The organism is Bacillus sp. EB106-04-04-XG123 (assembly GCF_058791855.1).
This window is the reverse complement of record NZ_JBYTDZ010000002.1, coordinates 419,568-443,021: the sequence shown is the minus strand read 5'-3', so window position 1 is coordinate 443,021 and position 23,454 is coordinate 419,568. Positions and strand designations below refer to the sequence as shown.

Genomic DNA, 23,454 nt, shown 5'->3' with positions numbered 1-23,454 from the left:
ATCCTCCCAATTGTGTATAATTGAAAGTATTATACTAGGAAAGAGGCATAAACAAGTGAAAAAACTAAATGTAATGACTATTTTCGGTACTAGACCTGAAGCAATCAAAATGGCACCACTTGTCCTTGAACTGAATAAACATCCACAGATAAATTCGATTGTTACTGTAACAGCTCAACATAGAGAAATGCTTGATCAAGTCCTTGAGGCTTTTTCTATTACGCCAGATCATGATTTAAACATCATGAAGCAGCGCCAGACATTATCTGAAATCACATCAAATGCACTATTGAAACTAGATCAATTATTCCAAGAGGAAAAGCCTGATATCGTCCTTGTTCATGGAGACACCACTACAACCTTTGCAGGAAGCTTGGCCGCATTCTACCACCAAATTTCTGTCGGTCACGTTGAAGCGGGTTTAAGAACACACAATAAATACTCGCCGTTCCCTGAGGAATTGAACCGACAAATGACAGGCACAATTGCTGATATTCATTTTGCTCCTACAAAAGAGGCAAAGCAGAATCTTTTAATTGAAAATAAAAAAGAAGAGACGATTTGTGTGACGGGGAATACTGCGATTGATGCATTGCAAACAACGGTTACAGAGCAGTATCAACACCCTATTTTAGAGAAAATAGGCACAGATAAAATGATTTTGTTAACGGCTCATCGCAGAGAAAATCTCGGCCAGCCGATGAAAAACATGTTTAGAGCAATTAGACGTATTGTAGAAGAGTTTGAAAATGTTCAGGTTGTCTACCCTGTACATTTAAACCCTGCTGTTCGTGATGCGGCTCAGACAGAATTCAGTGATCTTGATCGTGTGCACTTAATTGAGCCGCTTGAAGTTGTTGATTTCCATAACTTCGCTGCTGCCTCACACTTTATATTAACGGATTCTGGCGGTGTACAAGAGGAGGCGCCTTCTCTAGGGAAGCCAGTACTAGTGCTGCGCGATACAACAGAACGCCCTGAAGGTGTGAAAGCTGGTACGCTTAAGCTCGCGGGTACAGATGAAGAGACCATTTACAATATGGCAAAACAGCTGCTAGTCGATCAGAAAGAGTACGACAACATGTCGAAGGCGTCTAATCCATATGGTGATGGACAAGCGTCAAAACGAATTGTCGAAGAGCTTCTCCATCGTTTTGGATTAAGCGAAGAAAAACCAGTTCCATTTCAATCATAAAAAAAGAAGACTACAGAAATGTAGTCTTCTTTTTTACTACTCCAAACTTTCCTTCAATTCCTTCTTCACTTTAGCCAGACTGCTGTCATCAAGCTGGTAGTAATAAATGTTATTGATACGTGCGCCTGATCCTTTCAACTCGTGCTGTTTTACATGCTGTCTTGCATCGCGATAATCATTCATCATCGTCCACATATCGTCAAATGACATGTTTGTCTTCATATTATTTTCTACGACTTTGAACATATCGCCGAATTTCGTGATAGATGAAATGTTGGCACCTTTTGCAATGATGCCCTCAATGACTTGGCGCTGTCTTTGCTGACGTCCGAAGTCACCCTTTGGATCTTGCTTTCTCATTCTCGTATAGGCAAGGGCTTGATCCCCGTTCAGGTTAATCTCTCCTGTACCAAATGAGTGGCCATCATAGCTAAATGCAAACGTGCTGTTCACCGTAATGCCGCCAAGTGTATCGACAATATCCTTAAAGCTTTCCATATTGACTTTAACGAAGTAATCAACAGGTACATCAAGCAGTTCCTCTACAGTATCTGCTGCCATTTGTGTACCGCCGAATGCATAGGAATGGTTGATTTTATCCATTGTGCCTTTTCCGACAATTTTCGTATACGTATCACGCGGGATGCTCACCATTTCGGTCGTTTTCGTTTTCGGATTTACTGTCATGTATATTAATGTGTCTGCACGGCCTCGGTCATTTTTTCGTTCATCGACACCCATGACTAAAATAGAAATCGGGTCTTTCTTATTTAAATCGACATCTTTGTCACGCTTATCTGACTTCTTTAAATTCTCCTGAATGCCTGCGACGGTCGATGCTGCTGTGTTCCAAAGATGATATGCGTATCCGCCAGTTGCTAATACGAATAAGCCAATAATCGATAAAACAATCCAAAGAACCTTTTTCTTCTTTCTTTTTCTTTCAGCTCTCATAATGTCCCTCACCTTTTCTATGATTCTTCCATGATTATAGGTTTACGAATCTTGATAAACAAGTTATTTTTTTACTCTGAACCTAGATATAGACGTTGTAACAAAAAAAAGGTTTCAAAAAACCTTAAATTTACCTTAAAATAATAAGTTATAAGACGATACAAAGACATGAGGTGAAAAAAATGAAGAAAATCGTCGTTTTACCGTTCTTAATACTGCTACTAGGAATCGTGCTCGCAGCATGTGGAACGGCTGAGCAGTCCACAGGAGAAAACAAGACAAGCAGTTCAACTCCTCAGGTACTGGAAGAGAAAGCTGAATTTATTGGAATGGCTGATGCACATACAGTCGAAGTGAAAAAAGTGAATACGACCTTAAGCTATGAATTTACGGATAATTTTAAAGATGTGTTAAATGAATTTAAACCAGGAGACACAGTAGAAATCTCTTACTTTATTAATGACAGTGGTCAAAAGGAAATCCAGAAGATTGAAAAACAGAAGTAAAAAAGATGGGCGGGATGAACAAAATTGAAGAAAACAGGCGTTACACTAATTGTTCTCATGATACTGACTCTACTAGTTGCACCCTTTCAGTCTGCCATGGCTAGCTCGACAATTTCAGTGAAATTGTCTAATTATATCGGAAACAAAAAAACGATGGATGTATCCACAACTGGAGAATACAAGCTTTCAGGTTCGAATGTGGCTGTCACAAAAAGATACGATGGCAAAAATCGCTATGAAGTAGCCAATAGCATCGCGTCTGCCGGCTGGAAAAATCCATCAACTGTTGTCATTGTCAGTCGTGATGCATTTGATCATGCAATTTCTGTATCACCGTTAGCATACAAACTGGGCGCACCTATTTTGTATACGAATATTGAAAAACTGACAAAAACAACAGAGAACCAGCTGAAGAAAATGAAGCCGGATAACATTCTGATTGTCGGAAATACGAAAAGCATTTCAACAGCTGCTGAGAAATCTATTAAAAAGTATGGCAAAGTCAGACGTATTAGTGGAAAAGACAAGTTTGAAATCTCCCAAAAAATCGCTAAAGAAATGGGTAACTATAAGCAAGCTGTCGTTGTCGGCGGGAACTCATTTATGAATGGGATTGCCATTGCATCCTATGCATCGAGAAAGGGATACCCTATCCTGTTAACAAAAAAAGATTCCATTCCGTCTTATAGAATGCCAAGTAAAGTGATCATCATCGGCAGTACGAAAAGTACTGGACAAAAAGTTGAAAAGCAAATCAAAAAAACCTCACAGGTGACAAGAATCAGCGGTGCCAATCGCTATGAATTATCTGTGAATATTATAAAGAAATTAAATATTAATGCAGATAAAGTTTATTTGGCGAAAGCCTCTAGCTATATTTATGCTATGCCGCTGTCGCAATTGGCTGCAAAATCTAACAGTACCGTTGTGTATGTGAAACCCGATTCTGTCACAGCGTCTTTAAAAGCACTGTTGAAGGAAAAAGGTACATATGCTTATCATCTTGCGGGCAGCACAAGTGCGATTAAAGATAGCTTGAAAAATTCCTTAGCCAAACAAGTTTATCTGAAAAAAAATCAAAACTACCAATTGAATATTTCTAACGGAAAAATTTCATTAAAAGGCATAAAAACGTATAGCACAGTAAGAGTTGTTCCTGAGAAATATTCAACAAAAAATGTCCTTCAAATTGCAGGAAAGCCGTATTTAGGCAGCGTAAACTTTGCAATTGAATCAGGGTATATCAGGCCGACTCTCGAAAATATTCCATTTGAAGACTATCTAAAAGGCGTAGTGCCAAATGAAATGCCTGCAAGCTGGAATGTTGAAGCGTTAAAAGCACAGGCAGTTGCCGCTAGAACGTATTCTGTGAAAAGTATTGGAAAAGTCGTCCCTGATACAACAGCCTTCCAAGTCTATGGAGGATATAACTGGTACACAAATTCGACAAAAGCTGTCGATGCCACAAAAGGAAAGGTTCTGAAATACAACAATCAACTCATTTCAGCAACCTATTACTCTAGCAATGGCGGTTATACAGAGGCAAGTGAAGAAGTATGGGGAAATGCACTGCCATACTTAGTGGCCAAAAAGGATCCAAAAGATCCAGTCAATCCATGGACACTGAAACTCTCTAAAAAACAACTGAGCACGACATTGACTGCTAGCACAGCAGCATCTCAATGGTCTAAGGCAAAAGAGACAAATGCAGCTGACCTTGCTGGCCTGAAATCATGGCTGCTTAAAAACAAAGAAACTGCTGCATCTGATATGAAAATCGCATCCATCTCAAGCCTGACGTTCTCAGGGAAAACAAAAGGCCAGCGTGCGAAGACGGTATCGATCAAACTGACATACCATCTGAAAAACAAAACAGGCACATATTCGGTGAACAAAAGCACAACGGCAAGTATGAAGATGACCGAGTTTCGATCAGTCATGGGCGCAACAAAAGTGAAAAGCACGTTTGCGTCAGTCAAAAACAACACAAATGACTTCACGATTTCAGGAAAAGGATATGGCCACGGCATTGGTATGAGCCAATACGGAGCCAAAGCGAGAGCTGAATCTGGAAACTCATATTCTTCCATACTCTCGTTCTACTATCCAGGTACAAAACTAACAAACTATTAAAGGGTAAAAGGAGGACATAGAAGATGCGCTCATTGATGAAAACAGCCATCCTCAGCCTCATCGCTATTTTCGTTATCGTTCCAACAGCTTTGGCAGACAATTCAGTCTCACGAATTGATGGCGGTAGCAGATATGCTGTAGCGGCAAACGTAGCGAAAAAAGGATGGGGAACTGCAAGTACAGTCGTTTTAGTAGGGAAAACTGCGTATGCAGATGCAACAGCAGGAATTCCACTTGCACATCAAAAAAATGGACCAGTTCTTTACACAAACAGTAAAAGCCTTTCGGGTGATACAAAGAAAGCCTTAACTTCATTAAAAACAAAAACGGTGATCGTTTTAGGCAGCACATCAAGTGTGTCAAACAACGTGGTCAATCAAGTGAAGAAAATGGGCATCTCCACACAGCGTATTTCAGGAAAAAACCGATATGAGCTATCTGCTAATATCGCGAAAAAAATGAAAAAGCCAGCAGGCGTCGTTGTCGTTGAGGGTTCTTTCTATGCACATGGGATTGCAATTGCACCTGTAGCCGCTCAAAAAGGATTCCCGATTCTATACACAGATAAAAAGGGACTTCGTTCTGAAATCGCTTCTGTTGCAAAAGCAAGCAATGTCAAACAAACCATTGTAGTCGGCGGAGAGAACTACGTCACAAAAGCAGCTTATAACCAATTGAAGTCTCCAACACGAATCAAAGGATCGACTCGTTATGATGTCGCGGCAAATATTGTGAAAAAATACAATATGAGCGTCAATAATACCTATGTAGGAAGAGGATTTGGCTATGCCACTTCATCTTCTGCTGCTGGCATTGCGGCGAAGCAAAACAAAGCATTGCTTCTAACGAATGAAAAGACGCTGCCAAAAGTAACAAGAGCAACAGTGAGCAGCAAGAAAATCACTAAATTTACTGTTGTAGGCAGTACAAATACTGTCACTCCAACTGTTGTAAACCAGCTGAAAAACCCGGCTGTTGGGAAAAAAGTATTCATTGATCCAGGTCATGGCGCGCATGATTCAGGAGCTGTAGGTTACGGATTATATGAAAAGAATTTGAATTTAGACGTAGCAAAGCGTTTAAATACGAAATTAAACAACGCTGGTGCACTCGTGACTATGTCAAGAACATCAGACACATTTGATAGTCTTCAAACACGAGTGAGCAAAGGTGCCAATGCGAAAGCGGATATCTTCATTAGTGTCCATGCGAACTCAAATGATAACAGCAGTGCAAATGGAACAGAAACATACTATGACAAAACATATGCGGCTGCAAACAGCCTGAAGCTGGCGCAAAACATCCAGCCAAAAATGGTCAGTGCACTAGGAACAAGAGACCGTGGTGTGAAAACAGCTGGCTTCTACGTCATTAAATATTCTAAAATGCCGAGTGTTCTTTTAGAAACTGGTTTTGTTTCTAGTCCAGTTGATTCAAACATCTTGAAATCTGCTACGTATAAAGATCGTTTAGCGTCAGGCATTTCAAGCGGTGTGTCAGGTTATTTTAGATAAGAAAACACAAACCTGAGGGGTGCCTCAGATACTCCTCTTAGGCTGCTCGAGTAAGAACTCGGCAGCCTTTTTTTAAAAGTCCACGAAGAAACATTGTCAAGTTAAAAATACATTTCATTTTTGGCTATGTTTGTTATAATTGAAACATAGAAGGTGAATGGTTTACGCATAAATCTTCAGCAAACCGACAAATCATGAAGAGGTGACGATCTTGAAAAAATTAATCACAATGCCGTTTCTCGTATTGCTTCTAGGAGTATTGCTCACAGCGTGCGGCACAACAAATCAATCAAGCGATAACAAAAAGGATGACAGTCAAAAAGAAACAACTGAAGCAACCGATCAAAACAAAGATAAGGCTGCAGACGAAAAATCAGAAGATGATCAATCATCAAAAAATGAAAAATCAGATGATCAAAGCAAAGAAACAGCTGCTCAAACAGAAGAACCAGCAGGTCAATCTGATGAAGAAGCAAAAGACAGCTCAAGCAAAGAAATTACAAAAGAAGAACCTGCTAAAGACCAATCAAAAACTGACTCAAAAGCTGACTCTAAAACAAAGAAAGAATCAACAACTAGTAAGAAAAATGAAGTCACCAAAGAAGGCACATATGTCGGTTTGGCTGATGGACATACAATTGCTGTCAACATTGATGGAAAAGAAGTAGCGATTCAATTCGGAAATACCTTTTCTAAACAAGTGAACAGCTTAAAAGAAGAATCAAAAGTAAAAGTAACCTATACAAAAGATGCAAATGGAACACTTCGATTGAAAACGATCGAATCTGTAAAAGCAAAATAAAGAAAAGACCCAGAGACCCGCAGAATTGCGGGTCTTTTTTACGTTGAAAAGGGCATAACTTGATATAAGTGCACATTCTTAACACAGTTTTACAAGACTTAACAGCCCATTTACATTTGCTTAATGTTGCTCTGCTAAACTGACTTTCATAGAACATCTCTTTACACAACAACTACTTTGAATGGTGAGGTGCAGGTCAGTGAGTGCAGAGAAAGCGATGAATCTTTACAGAGAATATGAAGTGAGACGAAATCACTCTTTTGCCTTAACAGAACATATGGTTCGTTATTTATTTGCAAAACGTTTCATAGATTTAATGTTCTCGTTCATCGGATTGATGTTGAGTACGCCAATCATTTTGCTGTTTGCTCTTTTGATTAAGCTAGAAACACCAGGGCCAGCCTTTTATATGCAGGAAAGGGTCGGGAAAGACGGTGTTTACTTTAAATTATGGAAGCTCAGATCGATGAGAACTGACGCAGAAAGCGGAGGAGCGAAATGGGCTCAAAAAAACGACCCGCGTATCACCAAAGTGGGGGCATTCATCCGTAAAACAAGAATTGATGAACTTCCGCAATTTATCAACGTGTTAAAAGGAGAAATGAGTATCGTAGGTCCTCGTCCGGAAAGACCGATGTTTACCGCAGAATTTAATCGGACGATTCCAGGCTTCACAAAAAGATTGGCAGTAAAGCCGGGGCTGACAGGTCTTGCTCAAGTAAATGGCGGATATGAAATGAGTCCAAGTGAAAAATTAACACACGACTTACAGTATATTCAAAACTTGACATTTTCTCTCGACACGAAGATTATGGTAAAAACGTTAAAAGTCATCATGACTGGTGACGGAGCCAGATAAGTAAAGTAGGGAAGAGAAATGGCAAGTATGAAAAAACGCATGCTAGGCGGGGCAAAATGGACAAGCTTGTCCGCATTGATCATCACCATTATCCAAATTGCACAGTTCGCCTTTTTAGGGAATGTGATGTCACTCAAGGAGTTTGGACTCGTTGGCATGATCACAACTGTCACAATATTTACGCAGATTTTACTTGATCTAGGAATTGGGGCAGCGATCATTCAAAAGGAACAAACGACAGAACGTCAATTATCTACATTATATTGGATCAACTTGCTCACAGGGATTATCTTGTTTTGTCTGCTCATCCTGCTAAGCCCAATGATAGCCGCTTTTTATAACCGGCCAGAGCTAGAGGGTCTGCTCAAGCTATTATCGATCATGTTTCTGATCGCACCGATTGGCCAGCAGTACCAGTATATGATGCAAAAAGACTTAGCCTTTAAAACATTAAGCACCATTGAAGCTATTGCGACCATCATATCGCTGCTCGTTTTACTCGTTTTCGCCTTCTTCATGAATCCGATTATCGCCTATGTTATTTCTCAAGTGCTGCTGCAATCAGGAAAAGGTCTCATGTATGCAGCGGCTTATTGGAAGAAGTGGCGTCCAGCACCTGTTTTTGCATTAGGAGAGGTGAAGGAATTTTTCTCATTCGGTGCATTCCAGCTCGCATCCAGACTGGTCAACCGAGCAGGATCAAACATCGACATGATTTTAATCGGCCGATTTCTTGGAGCGGAGGCGTTAGGTATTTACAGCTTGGCGTATCAAATTGTGACGATACCCGTACTGAAGATTAATCCGATTGTGACGAGAGTGGCTTTCCCAGTTTTCGCAAAAAGTCAGCGTGATCACTCCATGCTGCGTGAGGGCTTCCTAAGTATGACGAATATGCTCGCATTGGTTAGTTTTCCATTAATAATCGGCCTTGTTGCCGTATCAGACAGTTTTATAGAAGTCGTGTTTGGAGAGAAATGGCTAGTAGCGGTTCCGGTTTTAAATATATTGTGCATTGTCGGCCTGCTGCGTGTGCTGATGAATCCAAACGGTTCCATACTTCTTGCAAAAGGGAGAGCGGACTTAGCCTTTTATTGGGATACGGGGATGCTCATCGTGTATGGCTGCGCATTATATGCAGGTGTCATGACAGGCAGTCTGCTTACAGTAGCTTGGATTTACTCAGGTGTCAGCCTGCTCAACTTTATTGTCGGCAGATGGCTCATGGCATATGTCATTCAGCTTGATATGAAGGTGTATTTAAAATCACTTGGAAAGCCCGCTGTCATGACGCTGCTCATGGCTGTCTGTGCGGTAGCTTTACATCAAGGGATGAAGCTGACATCAGCAGATATTTCATTTCAATTACTTCTGACTGTTTGTGTCAGTGCTGCATTGTATGGCTTGCTGCTCATCAAAATGTATCCGCAGGCTGCAGGCAAATTATTGAGAAGAGGTCGTTCGTCATGAAGGTACTATGGCTGACAAGTGTATATCCTAGTGAAAAACATCCGAGTGAGGGCGTATTTCATGAAACGCAAGTCCAGGAGCTGCTCAAACAAGGAATAGAAGTGACTGTCATTTGTCCTAATCCAGAGAATCCGCCGGTTTTACGGATGCTCAAGGCATCCTATAGGCAGAAAAAAGAGCTGCCTGAACAGGAAGTGCGGAACGGAGTGACAGTTTACAGACCGTCTTATCGAGCGCTCCCTGGACAGCTGAAATGGGCACAGCCGAGTAAACGAATAGCGGCTTCCGTTCTCCGGGCAATGCAGCATCATCAGCTGTCACCAGATTTCATCCATGCGCATTTTGCCATGCCGTCTGGCGGAGCGGCGGCTGTCATTCAGAAAGAAATGCAAATCCCTTATCTTCTGACCTTACACGGCAGTGATGTGAACGTATATCCGAGCTATAGCAAAGGGGCACAGGCAGCCTTTGAAACGGCGGTGAAGCAGGCATCTGTTGTTCTGACAGTGAGTGAGGAGCTGTCTAAAAAGACAAATGATATGACGAAGGTAGAAGCAAAATGTCTTCCGCTTGGTATTCCGCTCCAATCATTTTCAAGAACGGATGAAGATCAAAAAGGCATCAGAAAGCACTTACGTTTACCGCTTCAAGATAAGCTCGTTGTTTTCGTCGGGCGTTTAGTGAAAGAGAAGGGCTTGCTTGAACTAGCTGATGCTGTCAGCAGCATGGATGGTGTGAAAGCAGTCTTTGTCGGAAAAGGCCCCCTTGCAAAGGAGCTCATGGAACGGGCAGGAGCATCTATTATACTCCCAGGGCAGGTACCGAATGAGCAGGTAAGAGACTACTTAATGGCAGCTGATCTGTTTGCACTCCCTTCCTACAGTGAAGGAATGCCAACCGTCGTACTAGAAGCGCTCGCTTTAAAAGTACCTGTCATTGCAACACGAGTTGGTGGTCTCCCATCCTTATTTTCAACCTATCAACACCTGCTTGTTGAACCACGTTCGACGAGTCAGCTGAAAGAGGCGATTCACGCCTGCCTTTATGAAAACAGATGGAATGAGCAAGTGAAAAGCGATCTTCAGGAAATGGTTCATACAGAATATTCATCAGAACATAATGCGAAGCATCTCATTCAGCAATATGAGAAGGTGCTCAATCAATCAACATCCATCGTTTAAACAAGATGAAATGTGCAAAGAATGATAGATAGATAAACAGCTTGGAACGGACAATATGCTTTTACTGAGAGGATGAAAAATGTTGAAGAAAATTGCTGTGATTGGAACAGGGTATGTCGGGTTAGTATCGGGTACTTGTTTTGCTGATATCGGAAATCGTGTCATCTGCTGTGACATCGATGAATCAAAAATCAACAGCTTAAAAAGTGGTGTCGTTCCCATTTATGAACCAGGTTTAAAGGAATTGATTGAAAAGAATACAGAAGAAGGAAGACTGTTTTTTACAACGAATATTCCTGCCGCTATTAGGGAATCAGAGATTATCTATATTGCCGTAGGGACACCGATGACGCCACAAGGGGAAGCGGATTTAACGTATGTGAAAGCCGTCGCTCAAACGATCGGTGAACACCTGAATGGCTATAAAATCATCGTCAATAAAAGCACAGTGCCCGTTGGAACAGGCCGTCTCGTTCAAGCCATTGTGGAAAAAGCATCGCGCAGCAAATATCCCTTTGACGTCGTATCCAATCCAGAGTTTCTCCGAGAAGGCTCTGCAATTCAAGACACGATGAATATGGAGCGGGCAGTCATTGGTTCAACAAGCACTCATGCTTCCACCATCATTAAAAGGCTGCATGATCCGTTTCAAACAGAAGTTGTGGAGACCAACTTAGAAAGTGCTGAAATGATTAAGTATGCTGCAAATGCCATGCTTGCCACAAAAATCTCTTTCATTAATGACATTGCAAATATTTGCGAAAGGGTAGGCGCTGACGTTGAAAAAGTCAGTGAAGGAGTTGGATTAGACAGCCGCATCGGGCATAAATTTTTAAAAGCAGGCATTGGATTTGGGGGTTCTTGTTTCCCGAAAGACACAATGGCTCTTCTCAAAATTGCCGAAACATCCGGGTATCGGTTCAAGCTGATCGAATCTGTCATTGAAACGAACAACAACCAAAGAGCCCACCTTGTCAGCAAACTGATGAGTGTGTTCGGTGATATTAAAGGAAAGACCATTTCTGTCTTAGGCCTTGCATTCAAACCGAATACGAATGATATGCGTTCCGCACCTGCATTAGATATTATCCCAATGCTGAGAGAGCTAGGTGCTTTTGTAAAAGCCTATGATCCGATTGCTTATATGGAAGCTGAGCGGGAGCTTGGTCCGCAGGCGGTTTTCAGCAACGACCTGTATGAAACAGTAAAAGATACCGATGCCTGTCTCATCCTAACAGAATGGGATGACGTACAGAAGATGGATAAAGACCAGATCAAGCAGCTGCTTCGTTCGCCAATTGTAATTGATGGAAGGAATTTGTTTGATCCAGCAGAAATGAAAGAGAGAGGATTTATTTACCAGTCTATCGGCCGCCCAAGTGTATGGGAAGCAGAATTGGTATCGAAGGCACAATAACAGGGGGAGCTTGGATGAAGAAAGTATTGGTTACTGGGGGAAGCGGATTTATTGGATCACATACGGTAGAGGCTTTACTAGAAAAAGGCTATGAGCCCATCATTCTTGATAACTTTTCAACTGGATCTCGAGAAAATATTGCCCATCTTTCCGTGCAATGCATAGAGGCAGATGTCACAAAGCCAGCGACGATTGATTTGATCAAACAAATCGCACCGGATTATATCATTCATCTTGCAGCACAAGTAAGTGTAGCCATTTCCGTTCAGGATTTCGTTTATGACGAAGAGGTCAATATCAAAGGATCTCTGCACGTCATGAAAGCTGCGGCTGAAGCAGGGGTGGAAAAAGTCATCTTTGCCTCATCAGCAGCTGTCTATGGAGACCCGGTGTATCTGCCAGTAGACACCGCTCACCGGCTGAAGCCTGGTTCACCTTATGGTTTAGCAAAACTGACAGTAGAGCGGTATTTAGAAATGGCAAAATCACTTTATGATGTGGACTATTGTATTCTCAGGTACAGCAATGTATATGGTCCGCGCCAAGACGCACTTGGCGAAGGTGGTGTTGTCTCTATTTTCTCTGATAAGTTTGCAAAGGATGAGGCCCCTTTTATCTTTGGAGATGGGGAACAAACAAGAGACTTTATCTATGTGGGTGATCTAGCGGCAGCGAATGTTGCGGCATTAACAGCCCAATCAAACGTTTGTTTAAATATTTCGTGTGGTCATTCCATCACTGTGAATGAACTGTTTCAAACGATGAAACGGGTAACAAGATCACAGCTTGAACCGATTTACAAACCGCAGCGTGCAGGAGATATCGTGCATAGTACATTAGCAAATGAGGAAACGAAACAAGTCTTAGCTTGGGAGCCTGTTGTGAGTTTACAGGAAGGTTTGGCTCGTACCATTTCCTACTATAAACAGGAAGTCAAGGCTTAATCCCTCAAATCGGATGGGTTGCTTAGGAGGAAAATGGGTATGAGCGTGAAACAAACAGCATGGCAAATCATGATCGGATGTATATTATTTGCAGCAGGGCTAGGACTTGTACAAATGGCGTCTGCGCAGCCCATCGGGTTAAAAAAGATCGTCGCTATTCCGGTCCTGCTTTTGATCCTAACGGTTTTTCTCGTGTTAATGAAGCTATACATGAACGGTGAGCAGGTGTTCATGTCAGCCATTTATCTTTTAATTGCATTGACCTTTCTCAACAACGCTTTCTTTTCAATTAGTGCTGGGTTCTTTAGTCTTTTTCTCTACCGTATTATGCTCATTGCTGCTTTTGCTTTATTCATATGGCGGATGAGAGATAAGGGGACGTACATATCGCAGTGGCAGCAGATTCGTGTAAAAGGGATTCTTGGTTTTTTCGCTGCATGGTTTCTTTATGGGCTCATCTCACTGCTGTGGGCTCATTCGGTGACAGACGGTCTCAAATATATGTCCCTGCTTGCGATGGGGATGGGGTTTGTCTTTCTTGTGGTCATGTACATCCAGCGAATGGATCAAGTGGTCACCTTTTATAGCATTTGGCTCGTCATGACTGTATTTGTGATGGGGATAGGGTTTTATAATCACTTTACTTTGAACCATTTACCGAATACTTCATTATATCTTGGGCCGGCGTATAAACAGCACTATCCTACAGCTGTCTTTTTTAATCAAAATGATTTTGCGACGTTTTTATCGATTAGCTTTTTCTTATATTTAGCGTGTATGCGACAAATGAAAAATGGTTATATCAAAGCATTTGGATTATTTGGCGCCATTGCAGCACTGTATCTCATTTTGTTAACAGAATCCCGCGCGAGCCTGCTTGGCATATTTGCAGGAGTCGCCATCTATGTGTGGCTGCTCATGCCGCGCTTTCTCAGAAAGTGGTCACTCATCGCAGCAGGCGGACTTGGTGTCATCTGTATCGTTGTTTTTTCAGCCAAGATTTATTCAGTCTTTTATGACTTGTTTCTCGCTTCTCAGGTCGCGCATTCTTTTAGTGAACCACTCCCATCCAACATTGCGAGAGCGAATTTGATCAAAAATGCATGGCATTTCTTTACGGATTCATACGGATTTGGTGTCGGAGCGGGGAATGTGTCTTACTACTTAGCCCACTTTTCAATCTTTGATACAGATCAAGTGGTTGAAGTGCACAATTGGCTGCTGGAAGTGATGACGAACTTTGGATTTGCGGTCATGCTGGGCTATATCTCCGTCTACGCTTATCTCATGTTCACGCTGTATAAACAATATCAATGGGCTGATACAAGATCAGCAAAAATGATCATTGAAGGTTTGTTCGCTGCCATGCTGAGCTTTCTCGTTTCAAGTATCAGTCCTAGTTCTGTCTCGAATTTATATTTCCACTGGGTCTTTTTAGGACTCGTGATCGCAGCGGTGAATATGTTGAAAAACAAACAGCGGTTTAAGACTTGGTAAACCGTGTGTGATGCTGCGCTGGTATGGCTACACTAGTGAAAAAGCAAATACGTCAATGTTGGGAGAATGAACATGTCTGGTTTCATATCTAGAATAGGGAAGCGAATCAAAAAGTATATCGTATGGCTCGTGCTGCTGCCTGTCGTATTAGGCGCTTTTGGATTCTTTTTTGCCAAAGGAACAACGCAGCAGTCTAGTTACACAGCTGCTGTTACTCTCACGCTTGGTAAATATGATGACGGAGTGTATAACAATATAGCTGAAGTGACATCTCTATTAAAAAGCGATGCATTTTTGAATGAAGCACTCAGTGACATCAAAGAAGAAGAAAGGCAGGATGTGAAAAGCCGCCTCATCCTCACCAATCAATCAGATACACAATTACAGCTGTCCTTCACAGATGCTGAGAAGGATCATGCTTTAGCTGTCGTGAAGCAGGTGTCAGATACATTTCTGAAGCAAGACAAAGCATTATTTACAAAAAGGCAGCAGGTGATTGAAAGTAGATTATCTGCTTTAAAAGACGAATCTGTCAGCAACGATTCCAAAGTAGATAAAGAACGATTCCTATATGAATTGGAGTCTACAAAGCTTGGAATGAAGCAGGCGAAGATTGTGGATCCTGCTCAAGTTCTTGATGAAGGCAATAAAGGCATGTCAGCGAAAAAACGTGCACTGCTTGGACTTGTCATTGGCTTTAGTATCTCGCTCATGTTTGTGGTCTTGCCCGAAGTGTTCAAAGAATCTTAATGATGAACTGGAGATGAGTCTTAGGTGAACAATCAACCGTTAGTATCAATCATTACACCGGCCTATAATGCGGAACGTTATTTAACGGATACAGTTCATTCCGTCCTTGCCCAAACTTATTCCAATTGGGAACTGATCATCGCAGATGATTGTTCAACAGATGGAACAAGGAAGCTGCTTGGGGACTTAAGTGAAGCAGACGACAGAATCAACGTCATTTATTTAGAGAAAAATGGGGGAGCCGCCATCGCTAGAAATACAGCCATCAAAAAGGCAAAAGGCCGCTTTATTGCTTTTTTAGACAGCGATGATAAGTGGAAAGAGACGAAGCTCGAAAAGCAGGTAGACTTCATGCTGACAAACGATTATGCCTTTACATTCACGGCATATGATATTATCGCAGAAAATGGAGAACCATTAGAAAAAACCGTCACTGCACCAGCAAGATTAACTTATGATGAAGCTTTGAAAAATACCATTATCGGCTGTTTAACGGTGATGCTTGATGTACAGAAGATCGGACATATAGAAATGCCGAACATCCGCACAAGACAGGATTTAGCAACGTGGCTGTCCATATTAAAAAGAGGATTTACAGCCTATGGTATGAGTGAACCGCTCAGTGAATACCGTATCGTTGGGAACTCGATCTCTAGTAACAAGTGGAAAGCAGCGAAAAAAACGTGGTTCGTCTACAGAGAAATTGAGCAGCTGCATTTTGTCAAAGCATCTTGGTGTTTTATGCACTATGCGACAAATGCTGTGAAGAAGCGCTTATAAACAGAAGGGAAAAAAGGTGATAAAGGTGAAAGCAGACTCGATCATACATGTTATCGTAGCGACGGGAGAATGGGGACAGGACGGCTTGAGGTACAGACGGCATCGACTGGCGGAATTTCTAGCATCTGATCCAGAAACGAAAGAGGTCATCTGGGTATGCCCATCTGCATCCCGTCATAAAGCTCCCTTTCAGCCCATAACCGATCGAATGAAGCAATTGACCATTCCTGATGTGCTTAAGAACAAATTTTTTCGCTTTGGCCGATATCAAGACATGTTCTATATTCATAAATTGTCCCCACTTCTTGAGCATTTACGGCAGGAGGAAAAGAAGGGAATCGCTGTTTGCTTATGGTATACGTTTCCGGGCTTTCCGCTCTTATCTTCTTTATTTGAATGGAAACATATTGTCTATGACTGCAGTGACCTGTGGGGAGAGCCGATAAGCGGCAAAAATAATTTGCTTTCTTATATGAGGCAGCGTGTCATTGTGAAAGCAGAAAATCGAATCATCAAATACGCACACAGCATTACATGCTCTTCTCAATACTTGCACGATCAAATTAAAAAACGTCTCATGGGTGAACCGAAAGATGTCTTTACAGTGGAAAATGGCGTTGAGTACGATGTGTTTGCCAAAAGCAATCTTCCATGTAAGGAGGATGTGCTGGGAGGAAGAGAAGGAACTGTTCTTGGTTTTATTGGAGGCATCAAGCCGAAGCTGGATTTTGACATGATAGCAGAAGCTGCTCGCATGCAGCCTGATTGGACATTTTTATTTGTCGGTCCGGATGGAACAAATGGCGATCCATCTTTTCAGCATGCACTTAAACTGCCAAATGTGATTTGGACAGGTGCTGTTGCACCAGAAGAAGTGCCTGCGTATATGAAGCTGATTGATGTAGGCATGATGCCATACAAACAATCTCCTTACAATCAAGCCGTGTTCCCGCTCAAGCTATATGAATTTTTAGCCGCAGGAATACCGGTTGTCGGTTTAAATCTTCCGTCAACGGAAAGGCTAAAAGAGAATGATGTGTATGAATATTTAGAGGGCGAAGATCCTGCACTCTTCGTAGAAGCCTGCCAAAAAGTGATCAGCAAAAAAGACGATATGGATTATAGACATCTAAGACAAAGCCGTGCGAAGAAAAAAGATTGGCACGCGCTGTTCACAAACATGGTGGAACTAACGAATATTAAAGAAAACGCATAATTCATCAGGGATTGTGCGTTTTTATTTGTTTCTTCTTCACAGGGGAAGCTTGTGATCATCCTCTATTCAATTGTATAATGGAAAGAGCGGCCAATATACAAAATACAGATTTCAATTTAGAAGGAGACTGACCTATGGATTACGAACGCGCCTTATTAGCGTTTTTTGTCTCTCTGGCTACAGTTTTAATTGTGACACCAATCGTCAAAAAGTTTGCAATTAAGATTGGTGCAGTGGACCAGCCGAATAAACGAAAAGTTCATGATAAAGTAATGCCTCGAATGGGCGGTTTGGCAATTTTTATTGGGGTAGCGGCTGGAGCATTAGCAGGCGGGCTGTTTCTACATAATAAAATTACAGCAATTTCAGTTGGTGCCGTACTTATCGTCATTCTAGGTATATTTGATGATAAATATAATTTAAGTGCAAAATTCAAATTTCTCGTACAAGTTCTTGTTGCTTGTCTGATTGTAAGCACAGGCTTAAAAATGGACTTTTTCTCTGTTCCTTTCTTAACAGATCGAATTGAGTTAGGCTGGATGGCATATCCCCTAACCGTGTTATGGATTGTCGGAATCACAAATGCCATTAATTTAATTGACGGCCTTGATGGACTGGCTGCCGGTATTTCTGTCATCGGTTTATCAACCATTGCCGTGATGGCATTTTCAGCAGATAAAATTTTGATTCTTTCTTTATCCCTTGTTGTCATTGGCAGTACCATCGGCTTTCTTTTTTACAACTTTCATCCGGCGAAGATTTTTATGGGTGACACCGGTTCGCTTTTTTTAGGCTATATGATTTCGGTACTGTCACTATTAGGGCTATACAAAAGTGTCACTTTGTTTAGTGTTGTTGTTCCAGTGATCATCTTAGGTGTCCCTATTTTCGATACCACCTTTGCCATCATTAGACGAATATTAAACAAACAGCCGATCTCAGCACCTGACAAATCTCATATTCATCATAGACTGATGGCCTTTGGCTTGTCCCATCGCATGGCTGTCATCGTGATTTATATGATTGGCTTAGTCTTTAGTCTAAGTGCGATTTTGCTGACAAGCGCCACCATTTGGTTATCACTGATTATTATCTTTTTACTGGTCATGTTCATGCAAGTGATTGCAGAAGTCACAGGCTTGGTGAATGAAGAATTTAAACCATTTACGAAATTTTATAAACGAATGGTCAAAAGGCAGTAAAAAACAGCCCGTTCCTAGGAACTGGGCTGTTTTTATTATTGTCCAGGTGTGCTGGTCGATGAGTTAGTTGTATCACTTGACCCTGTTTCACCAGAGGACGGATTGGTTTGTGAATCTGTTTCAGTTGAAGATTCAGCAGGAAGCTTTAAATGCGTCCGTAATTCATTTTGTACGTTAGCTAAATTGGTCGGATCTGGCTCAAAGTAATACGTGCGATTTGGCCCTAAATAAAGGTCTGATCCCTTAATAGAAAGTGTTTCTGTGTCGTCTCCTTTAAATCCGCTGTAGATTTGCTGAAGCGCAAGACCTTCTGTGATACGGAAATTGGTCGTAATGTGATCACTGACCTCTTTAGCGATGTTATCGACGTTCGCAATGTTATTTGGCTTCGCCATTTGATCAATCATTGCACGTAAAATTTGTTTCTGACGATCGTTACGTCCGAAATCACCGCGTGGATCTTGTTTTCTCATCCGTGCGTAAGCAAGTGCTTCTTCCCCGTTTAAATGCATATTGCCTTTTTTGAAGTAAATCTTTTTCGATTTTTTAACATCACTTTTTTCATTGAAGTCAAATGGAACATCGATATCAATTCCGCCGACTTCATCAATGACATCCTTGAATCCGTCGAAATCAACGGTTGCATACTTATCAATCGGAATATGCAAGAATTGTTCGACAGTTTCGATCGTTTCGTCTTTACCACCTTTAGCAAATGCTGCATTGATCTTTTCTTTACTTCCTGTTGTATCACTTGCAAGCTGTACGCGTGTGTCACGAGGAATACTAACCATTTTCATCGTTTTGTCTTGAGGGTTAATCGTTGCGACAATGAGTGAATCTGAACGGCCATGATCACCCTTTGTGGCATAATCCTCAATTCCGACAAATAATACAGAGAAAGGTTTTTTCTTAATATCAATAACCGCATCACGAAGATTCGATTTCTCTCCACGGTTTAGTTCATCATATGTTTTGTCAGCAGCTTGAAGAGTATTGACGATTTTATATACTGCGAATCCGCCCATGCAGATGATAAGTAGCAAAAATAAGACCAGAATACGTTTGATAATTCTCTTCTTCTTACTCTTTTTCTTTCGTACACGCACTTTTACTCGTTGTGCCATTCATCTGTCTCCTTTATCGGACCAATGTCCTTTTCTAAATAAATCAATTCGCCTTCTTTTGTAACACTCTTTCCATTTGTCAGCTCAGTCATCCACTCAATGAACTGCTCTGTTTGTGTTTCTTCGACATATGTCTCAAAAATAACATCTTCTGCATAATGGATTTCTTTTAGCTGAAAAGATGAGGCTCTAAGCTCATTCTCTACCTTTCCAAGCCATGTATAATCTATTGTTGTGTGCATTGTACGCATTAAACAGCGCTCTACCATTCCAACATGGTTGATAGCTTCTGATACAGATTTTCCGTAGGCACGAATCAATCCACCGGCACCTAGCTTGATACCGCCGAAATAACGAGTGACCACAACGACTGTATCTTTCAGCTTCCGTTTTTTTAGCACTTCAAGCATTGGCACACCTGCTGTACCACTTGGTTCACCATCATCATTCGCTTTTTGAATGAGGTCATGTTCACCAATGAGATAGGCTGAACAATTATGTGTGGCATTCCAATGTTGTTTTTTAATGGATTGTATAAATGCTTGTGCTTCTTCTTCTGAGACAGCACGCTGTATATGACAAATAAAACGTGATTTTTCAATGACGATCTCATGCTCGCCACGACTTTTTACTGTAAGATAGCGATTCAGCAAAAGACACACCCTCCTGACAAGCAAATTGTAAGACTAGTGAAAATTTGCATTGGTTTTAGAATTTTACAGCGTATTTTGTTATGATGATAGGAGCGGAAAAAGGGTCGTCATAAAAACTTCAAGATTTATACGCATTCTTTCATTATAATTCGACATAAAATGCAGATCAATGACATTTATAATAAAAAAAGATGACATCACTGTTACGGGAGGGAAAAGCCATGACAACACCCAAAATGGATCCAAAATTATTGGATTCAATCATCATGAAAATGCTAAGTACAGTTGATGGCAGCAAGGACGAAGTATTTAGAATAGGCGAACAGTCCCGTCAACAATATGAAAGCCTAGTAGAAGAGCTGAAGCAAATCAAGCAGCAAGTAAACGAAGTAATTGATTTTGGGGATAAGCTGGAAGTCCATACAAGACATGCTAGAAATCGCTTATCTGAGGTCAGCAGAAACTTCAACAAATTCAGCGAAGAAGAAATACGGGAGGCCTACGAAAAAGCACATAACTTGCAGGTGGAACTCACCATGATTCAGCAGCGCGAGAAGCAGCTGAGAGAAAGAAGAGACGATCTGGAAAGACGATTACTAAGCTTGCAAGACGTCATAGAACGCTCTGAAACCCTTGTGAGTCAGATTACAGTTGTTCTCAACTATCTCAACCAGGATTTACGCCAGGTCGGCGTTTTACTTGAAGATGCTCAGGCAAAACAAGATTTTGGGCTCAGAATTATTGAAGCCCAAGAAGAAGAACGCAAAAGAGTGTCTCGGGAAATTCATGACGGCCCTGCTCAAATGCTGGCAAACGTGATGATGCGTTCCGAATTAATTGAACGGATTTTTAGAGACCGCGGTACAGAAGAAGGCTTTAAAGAAATTAGAAGTCTCAGACAAAATGTGCGAAATGCACTGTACGAAGTAAGAAGAATCATTTATGATTTAAGACCGATGGCTTTAGATGATTTGGGTCTGATTCCAACACTGAGAAAATACTTAAACACAATTGAAGAATATGATGGGAAAACCAAAATTACGTTCCAATGCCTAGGTGATACAGAAAGCGAAAGAATTGCTTCTCAATTTGAAGTAGCACTGTTTAGACTAGCCCAAGAAGCTGTCACAAATTCATTAAAGCATTCAGAAGCTGAAGAAATCTCTGTCAAAGTAGAAGTAACGAAAGACTTTGTGACATTAATTATTAAAGACGATGGAAAAGGCTTTGATATGAAAGATGTGAAAACAAACAAAAACAAATCCTTCGGTTTACTTGGCATGAAAGAACGCGTAGACTTACTGGAAGGTAAAATGACCATAGACTCAAAAATAGGTCTAGGGACATTCATCATGATTCGCGTGCCGCTAACATTGCAAAATAAAATTGTAAAATAGAGTCAAAAGACATATTGACCATAAAGTTCAGGTGTAGAACAATAAACATGGGGAGGCGTAGCTTGTGACTAAAGTAAATATTGTAATTATTGATGACCACCAATTATTCCGTGAAGGTGTCAAACGGATTTTAGATTTTGAACCTACTTTTGAAGTAGTTGCAGAAGGAGACGACGGTGACGAAGCTGCACGTATCGTAGAACACTATCATCCGGATGTTGTCATTATGGACATTAATATGCCGAATGTAAATGGTGTTGAGGCTACAAAGCAGCTTGTTGAGCTTTATCCCGAATCAAAAGTCATTATTCTATCTATTCATGACGATGAAAACTATGTAACACATGCATTGAAAACAGGAGCGAGAGGCTACCTGTTAAAAGAAATGGATGCAGACACACTTATCGAAGCAGTGAAAGTTGTAGCTGACGGAGGCTCTTATTTACATCCGAAAGTCACTCATAATTTAGTAAATGAATTCCGACGCCTAGCAACTAGCGGCGTTTCAGCACATCCACAGCACGAGGTATATCCTGAAATTCGCAGACCACTTCATATCTTAACTAGACGTGAATGCGAAGTTCTTCAAATGTTAGCTGACGGAAAGAGCAACAGAGGAATTGGTGAATCGCTCTTTATTAGTGAGAAAACAGTCAAAAACCACGTGAGTAACATTTTGCAAAAAATGAATGTAAACGACCGTACACAAGCTGTTGTTGTAGCAATTAAAAACGGCTGGGTAGAAATGAGATAATGTTCCGGACAAGTACTCCTTTTTCGCCTGTTTTTTGTTCTCTCACATTTTATCTGGAGGGAAATGATAGACAGGGTAAGGAGTCTTTTTCGGATATAGCGGGCTTGCCTATTGATTAGGCAGGCTTTTTTGATTACTATTATAAATCTAATGAAAAAATGATCATTCTTTTAAAATAAAAAAGAGTAACTTAACGAATAAGGAAGGTATTTAAGAATGAAAATAGCCGTTGTAACAGACAGTACTGCTTATCTACCACAAGAGCTACGTGATAAATATAATATTCATATGATCCCCCTCAACGTCATCTTTGGCAGTGAATCATACCGTGAAGAAATAGAAATGGACTGGAAGACATATTATGAAGAAATCAAAAAACACAAAGATCTTCCAACAACCTCTCAGCCTGCTTTTGGTGAATTAATAGCCTTATATGAAAAACTAAGTGAAACATACGACGCCGTGATTAGTATTCACCTTTCAAGTGGAATTAGTGGAACGTATAATAGTGCTGCCTCAGCGAATGATCTAGTTGAAGGGATTGATATTTACCCGTTTGATACAGAAACAAGCTGTATGGCACAAGGTTTTTATGTGTTAGAAGCTGCTGAAAAAATCCAAGAAGGTGCTTCTTTAGAAGAAGTGTTAGCACATCTAAATTACCTGAAAGAAAGTCAGCGGGCGTATTTTATGGTAGACGATTTAACTCATTTGCAAAGAGGCGGCAGATTAAATGGTGCACAGGCTTTTATTGGAAGCCTCTTAAAGGTAAAGCCTATTCTGCATTTTGACAACAAGCTAATTGTCCCTTTTGAGAAGATTCGCACACGTAAAAAAGCCATTTCACGTATTTTTGAATTATTTGATGAAGATGCATCACGTGGTGTTCCGATGAGAGCAACACTGATACATGGTAATAGAGAAGAAGAAGCAGAAGAATTAATTGCGCACTTATCAGAAAAATATCCTCATGTTGAATTTTATAAAAGCTACTTTGGTGCCGTGATCGGCACCCATCTAGGTGAAGGCTCTTTAGCTCTTGGCTGGGTGATTAGATAATTCCTAAAAAACCTCTTTTCTTATGGAAAAGGGGTTTTGTTTTT

General features: G+C 41.0%; 21 protein-coding genes. 18 read left to right on the top strand and 3 right to left on the bottom strand.

The genetic code is table 11. From position 1 onward, the window contains the following. The first annotated feature begins 55 nt into the window (after nucleotides 1-55). Entirely contained in the window at nucleotides 56-1,195 is a 1,140-nt protein-coding gene (gene wecB / locus AC3WTB_RS07685; protein ID WP_492333551.1) for a non-hydrolyzing UDP-N-acetylglucosamine 2-epimerase, read from the top strand. Nucleotides 1,196-1,231: 36 nt separating this feature from the next. Here the strand turns inward: wecB and tagU are convergent, their stop codons facing one another. Then, complete coding sequence (gene tagU, locus AC3WTB_RS07680; protein ID WP_268502006.1) at nucleotides 1,232-2,149, bottom strand: polyisoprenyl-teichoic acid--peptidoglycan teichoic acid transferase TagU; 918 nt, start codon at nucleotides 2,147-2,149, stop codon at nucleotides 1,232-1,234. A 182-nt stretch (nucleotides 2,150-2,331) separates the two neighbouring features. Between tagU and lytA (AC3WTB_RS07675) the strand changes: the two genes are divergently transcribed. From lytA (AC3WTB_RS07675) to AC3WTB_RS07610, 14 genes are all read left to right on the top strand, one after another. Next, on the top strand, nucleotides 2,332-2,655 hold the full coding sequence (gene lytA, locus AC3WTB_RS07675) for an acidic lipoprotein LytA (RefSeq protein WP_058837525.1): 324 nt from the start codon (nucleotides 2,332-2,334) through the stop codon (nucleotides 2,653-2,655). Between the two features lie 24 nt (nucleotides 2,656-2,679). Next, entirely contained in the window at nucleotides 2,680-4,788 is a 2,109-nt protein-coding gene (locus AC3WTB_RS07670; protein ID WP_492333550.1) for a SpoIID/LytB domain-containing protein, read from the top strand. Nucleotides 4,789-4,811: 23 nt separating this feature from the next. Next, complete coding sequence (locus AC3WTB_RS07665; protein WP_039181847.1) at nucleotides 4,812-6,302, top strand: N-acetylmuramoyl-L-alanine amidase; 1,491 nt, start codon at nucleotides 4,812-4,814, stop codon at nucleotides 6,300-6,302. Nucleotides 6,303-6,513: 211 nt separating this feature from the next. Further along, nucleotides 6,514-7,104 (top strand): acidic lipoprotein LytA, encoded by a 591-nt coding sequence (gene lytA / locus AC3WTB_RS07660; RefSeq protein WP_106025561.1) that lies wholly within the window; start codon nucleotides 6,514-6,516, stop codon nucleotides 7,102-7,104. 199 nt (nucleotides 7,105-7,303) lie between these two features. Continuing rightward, complete coding sequence (locus AC3WTB_RS07655) at nucleotides 7,304-7,963, top strand: sugar transferase (protein ID WP_034281119.1); 660 nt, start codon at nucleotides 7,304-7,306, stop codon at nucleotides 7,961-7,963. A gap of 18 nt (nucleotides 7,964-7,981) precedes the next feature. Then, nucleotides 7,982-9,433: a teichuronic acid biosynthesis protein TuaB gene (gene tuaB / locus AC3WTB_RS07650; protein ID WP_492333549.1), complete on the top strand. Its 1,452-nt coding sequence runs from the start codon at nucleotides 7,982-7,984 to the stop codon at nucleotides 9,431-9,433. Continuing rightward, nucleotides 9,430-10,614, top strand: coding sequence for a teichuronic acid biosynthesis protein TuaC (gene tuaC, locus AC3WTB_RS07645; RefSeq protein WP_492333548.1), 1,185 nt, complete (start codon nucleotides 9,430-9,432; stop codon nucleotides 10,612-10,614). Before tuaB ends, tuaC begins: the two co-directional genes overlap by 4 nt. 79 nt (nucleotides 10,615-10,693) lie before the next feature. Further along, complete coding sequence (gene tuaD, locus AC3WTB_RS07640) at nucleotides 10,694-12,031, top strand: UDP-glucose 6-dehydrogenase TuaD (protein ID WP_058837530.1); 1,338 nt, start codon at nucleotides 10,694-10,696, stop codon at nucleotides 12,029-12,031. A 14-nt stretch (nucleotides 12,032-12,045) separates the two neighbouring features. Further along, nucleotides 12,046-12,975: an NAD-dependent epimerase/dehydratase family protein gene (locus AC3WTB_RS07635; protein ID WP_106025564.1), complete on the top strand. Its 930-nt coding sequence runs from the start codon at nucleotides 12,046-12,048 to the stop codon at nucleotides 12,973-12,975. A 39-nt stretch (nucleotides 12,976-13,014) separates the two neighbouring features. After that, entirely contained in the window at nucleotides 13,015-14,472 is a 1,458-nt protein-coding gene (tuaE, locus tag AC3WTB_RS07630) for a teichuronic acid biosynthesis protein TuaE (RefSeq protein ID WP_492333547.1), read from the top strand. Between the two features lie 72 nt (nucleotides 14,473-14,544). Beyond that, entirely contained in the window at nucleotides 14,545-15,222 is a 678-nt protein-coding gene (gene tuaF / locus AC3WTB_RS07625) for a teichuronic acid biosynthesis protein TuaF (protein ID WP_047201880.1), read from the top strand. A gap of 24 nt (nucleotides 15,223-15,246) precedes the next feature. Further along, nucleotides 15,247-16,002, top strand: a complete 756-nt coding sequence (gene tuaG, locus AC3WTB_RS07620) for a teichuronic acid biosynthesis protein TuaG (RefSeq protein ID WP_047201879.1) — start codon at nucleotides 15,247-15,249, stop codon at nucleotides 16,000-16,002. A gap of 16 nt (nucleotides 16,003-16,018) precedes the next feature. Beyond that, nucleotides 16,019-17,218, top strand: coding sequence for a teichuronic acid biosynthesis protein TuaH (tuaH, locus tag AC3WTB_RS07615; RefSeq protein ID WP_099663648.1), 1,200 nt, complete (start codon nucleotides 16,019-16,021; stop codon nucleotides 17,216-17,218). Nucleotides 17,219-17,352: 134 nt separating this feature from the next. Continuing rightward, nucleotides 17,353-18,420 (top strand): glycosyltransferase family 4 protein, encoded by a 1,068-nt coding sequence (locus tag AC3WTB_RS07610; protein WP_034660156.1) that lies wholly within the window; start codon nucleotides 17,353-17,355, stop codon nucleotides 18,418-18,420. A 35-nt stretch (nucleotides 18,421-18,455) separates the two neighbouring features. On the opposite strand, the gene AC3WTB_RS07605 is transcribed toward AC3WTB_RS07610, so the two are convergent. Beyond that, a complete protein-coding gene (locus AC3WTB_RS07605) occupies nucleotides 18,456-19,547 on the bottom strand; it encodes an LCP family protein (protein ID WP_058837535.1) in 1,092 nt (363 codons plus the stop codon). Continuing rightward, nucleotides 19,532-20,200 (bottom strand): YigZ family protein, encoded by a 669-nt coding sequence (locus AC3WTB_RS07600; RefSeq protein ID WP_012011434.1) that lies wholly within the window; start codon nucleotides 20,198-20,200, stop codon nucleotides 19,532-19,534. The genes AC3WTB_RS07605 and AC3WTB_RS07600 overlap by 16 nt, the downstream gene beginning before the upstream one ends. 221 nt (nucleotides 20,201-20,421) lie before the next feature. Here AC3WTB_RS07600 and degS point away from each other — a divergent pair, with 221 nt between their 5' ends. From degS to AC3WTB_RS07585, 3 genes are all read left to right on the top strand, one after another. Further along, nucleotides 20,422-21,597, top strand: a complete 1,176-nt coding sequence (gene degS, locus AC3WTB_RS07595) for a two-component sensor histidine kinase DegS (RefSeq protein WP_003213166.1) — start codon at nucleotides 20,422-20,424, stop codon at nucleotides 21,595-21,597. 64 nt (nucleotides 21,598-21,661) lie between these two features. Next, nucleotides 21,662-22,351, top strand: coding sequence for a two-component system response regulator DegU (degU, locus tag AC3WTB_RS07590; RefSeq protein WP_008348273.1), 690 nt, complete (start codon nucleotides 21,662-21,664; stop codon nucleotides 22,349-22,351). 216 nt (nucleotides 22,352-22,567) lie between these two features. Further along, entirely contained in the window at nucleotides 22,568-23,410 is an 843-nt protein-coding gene (locus AC3WTB_RS07585) for a DegV family protein (RefSeq protein ID WP_039181815.1), read from the top strand. Nucleotides 23,411-23,454 lie beyond the last annotated feature (44 nt).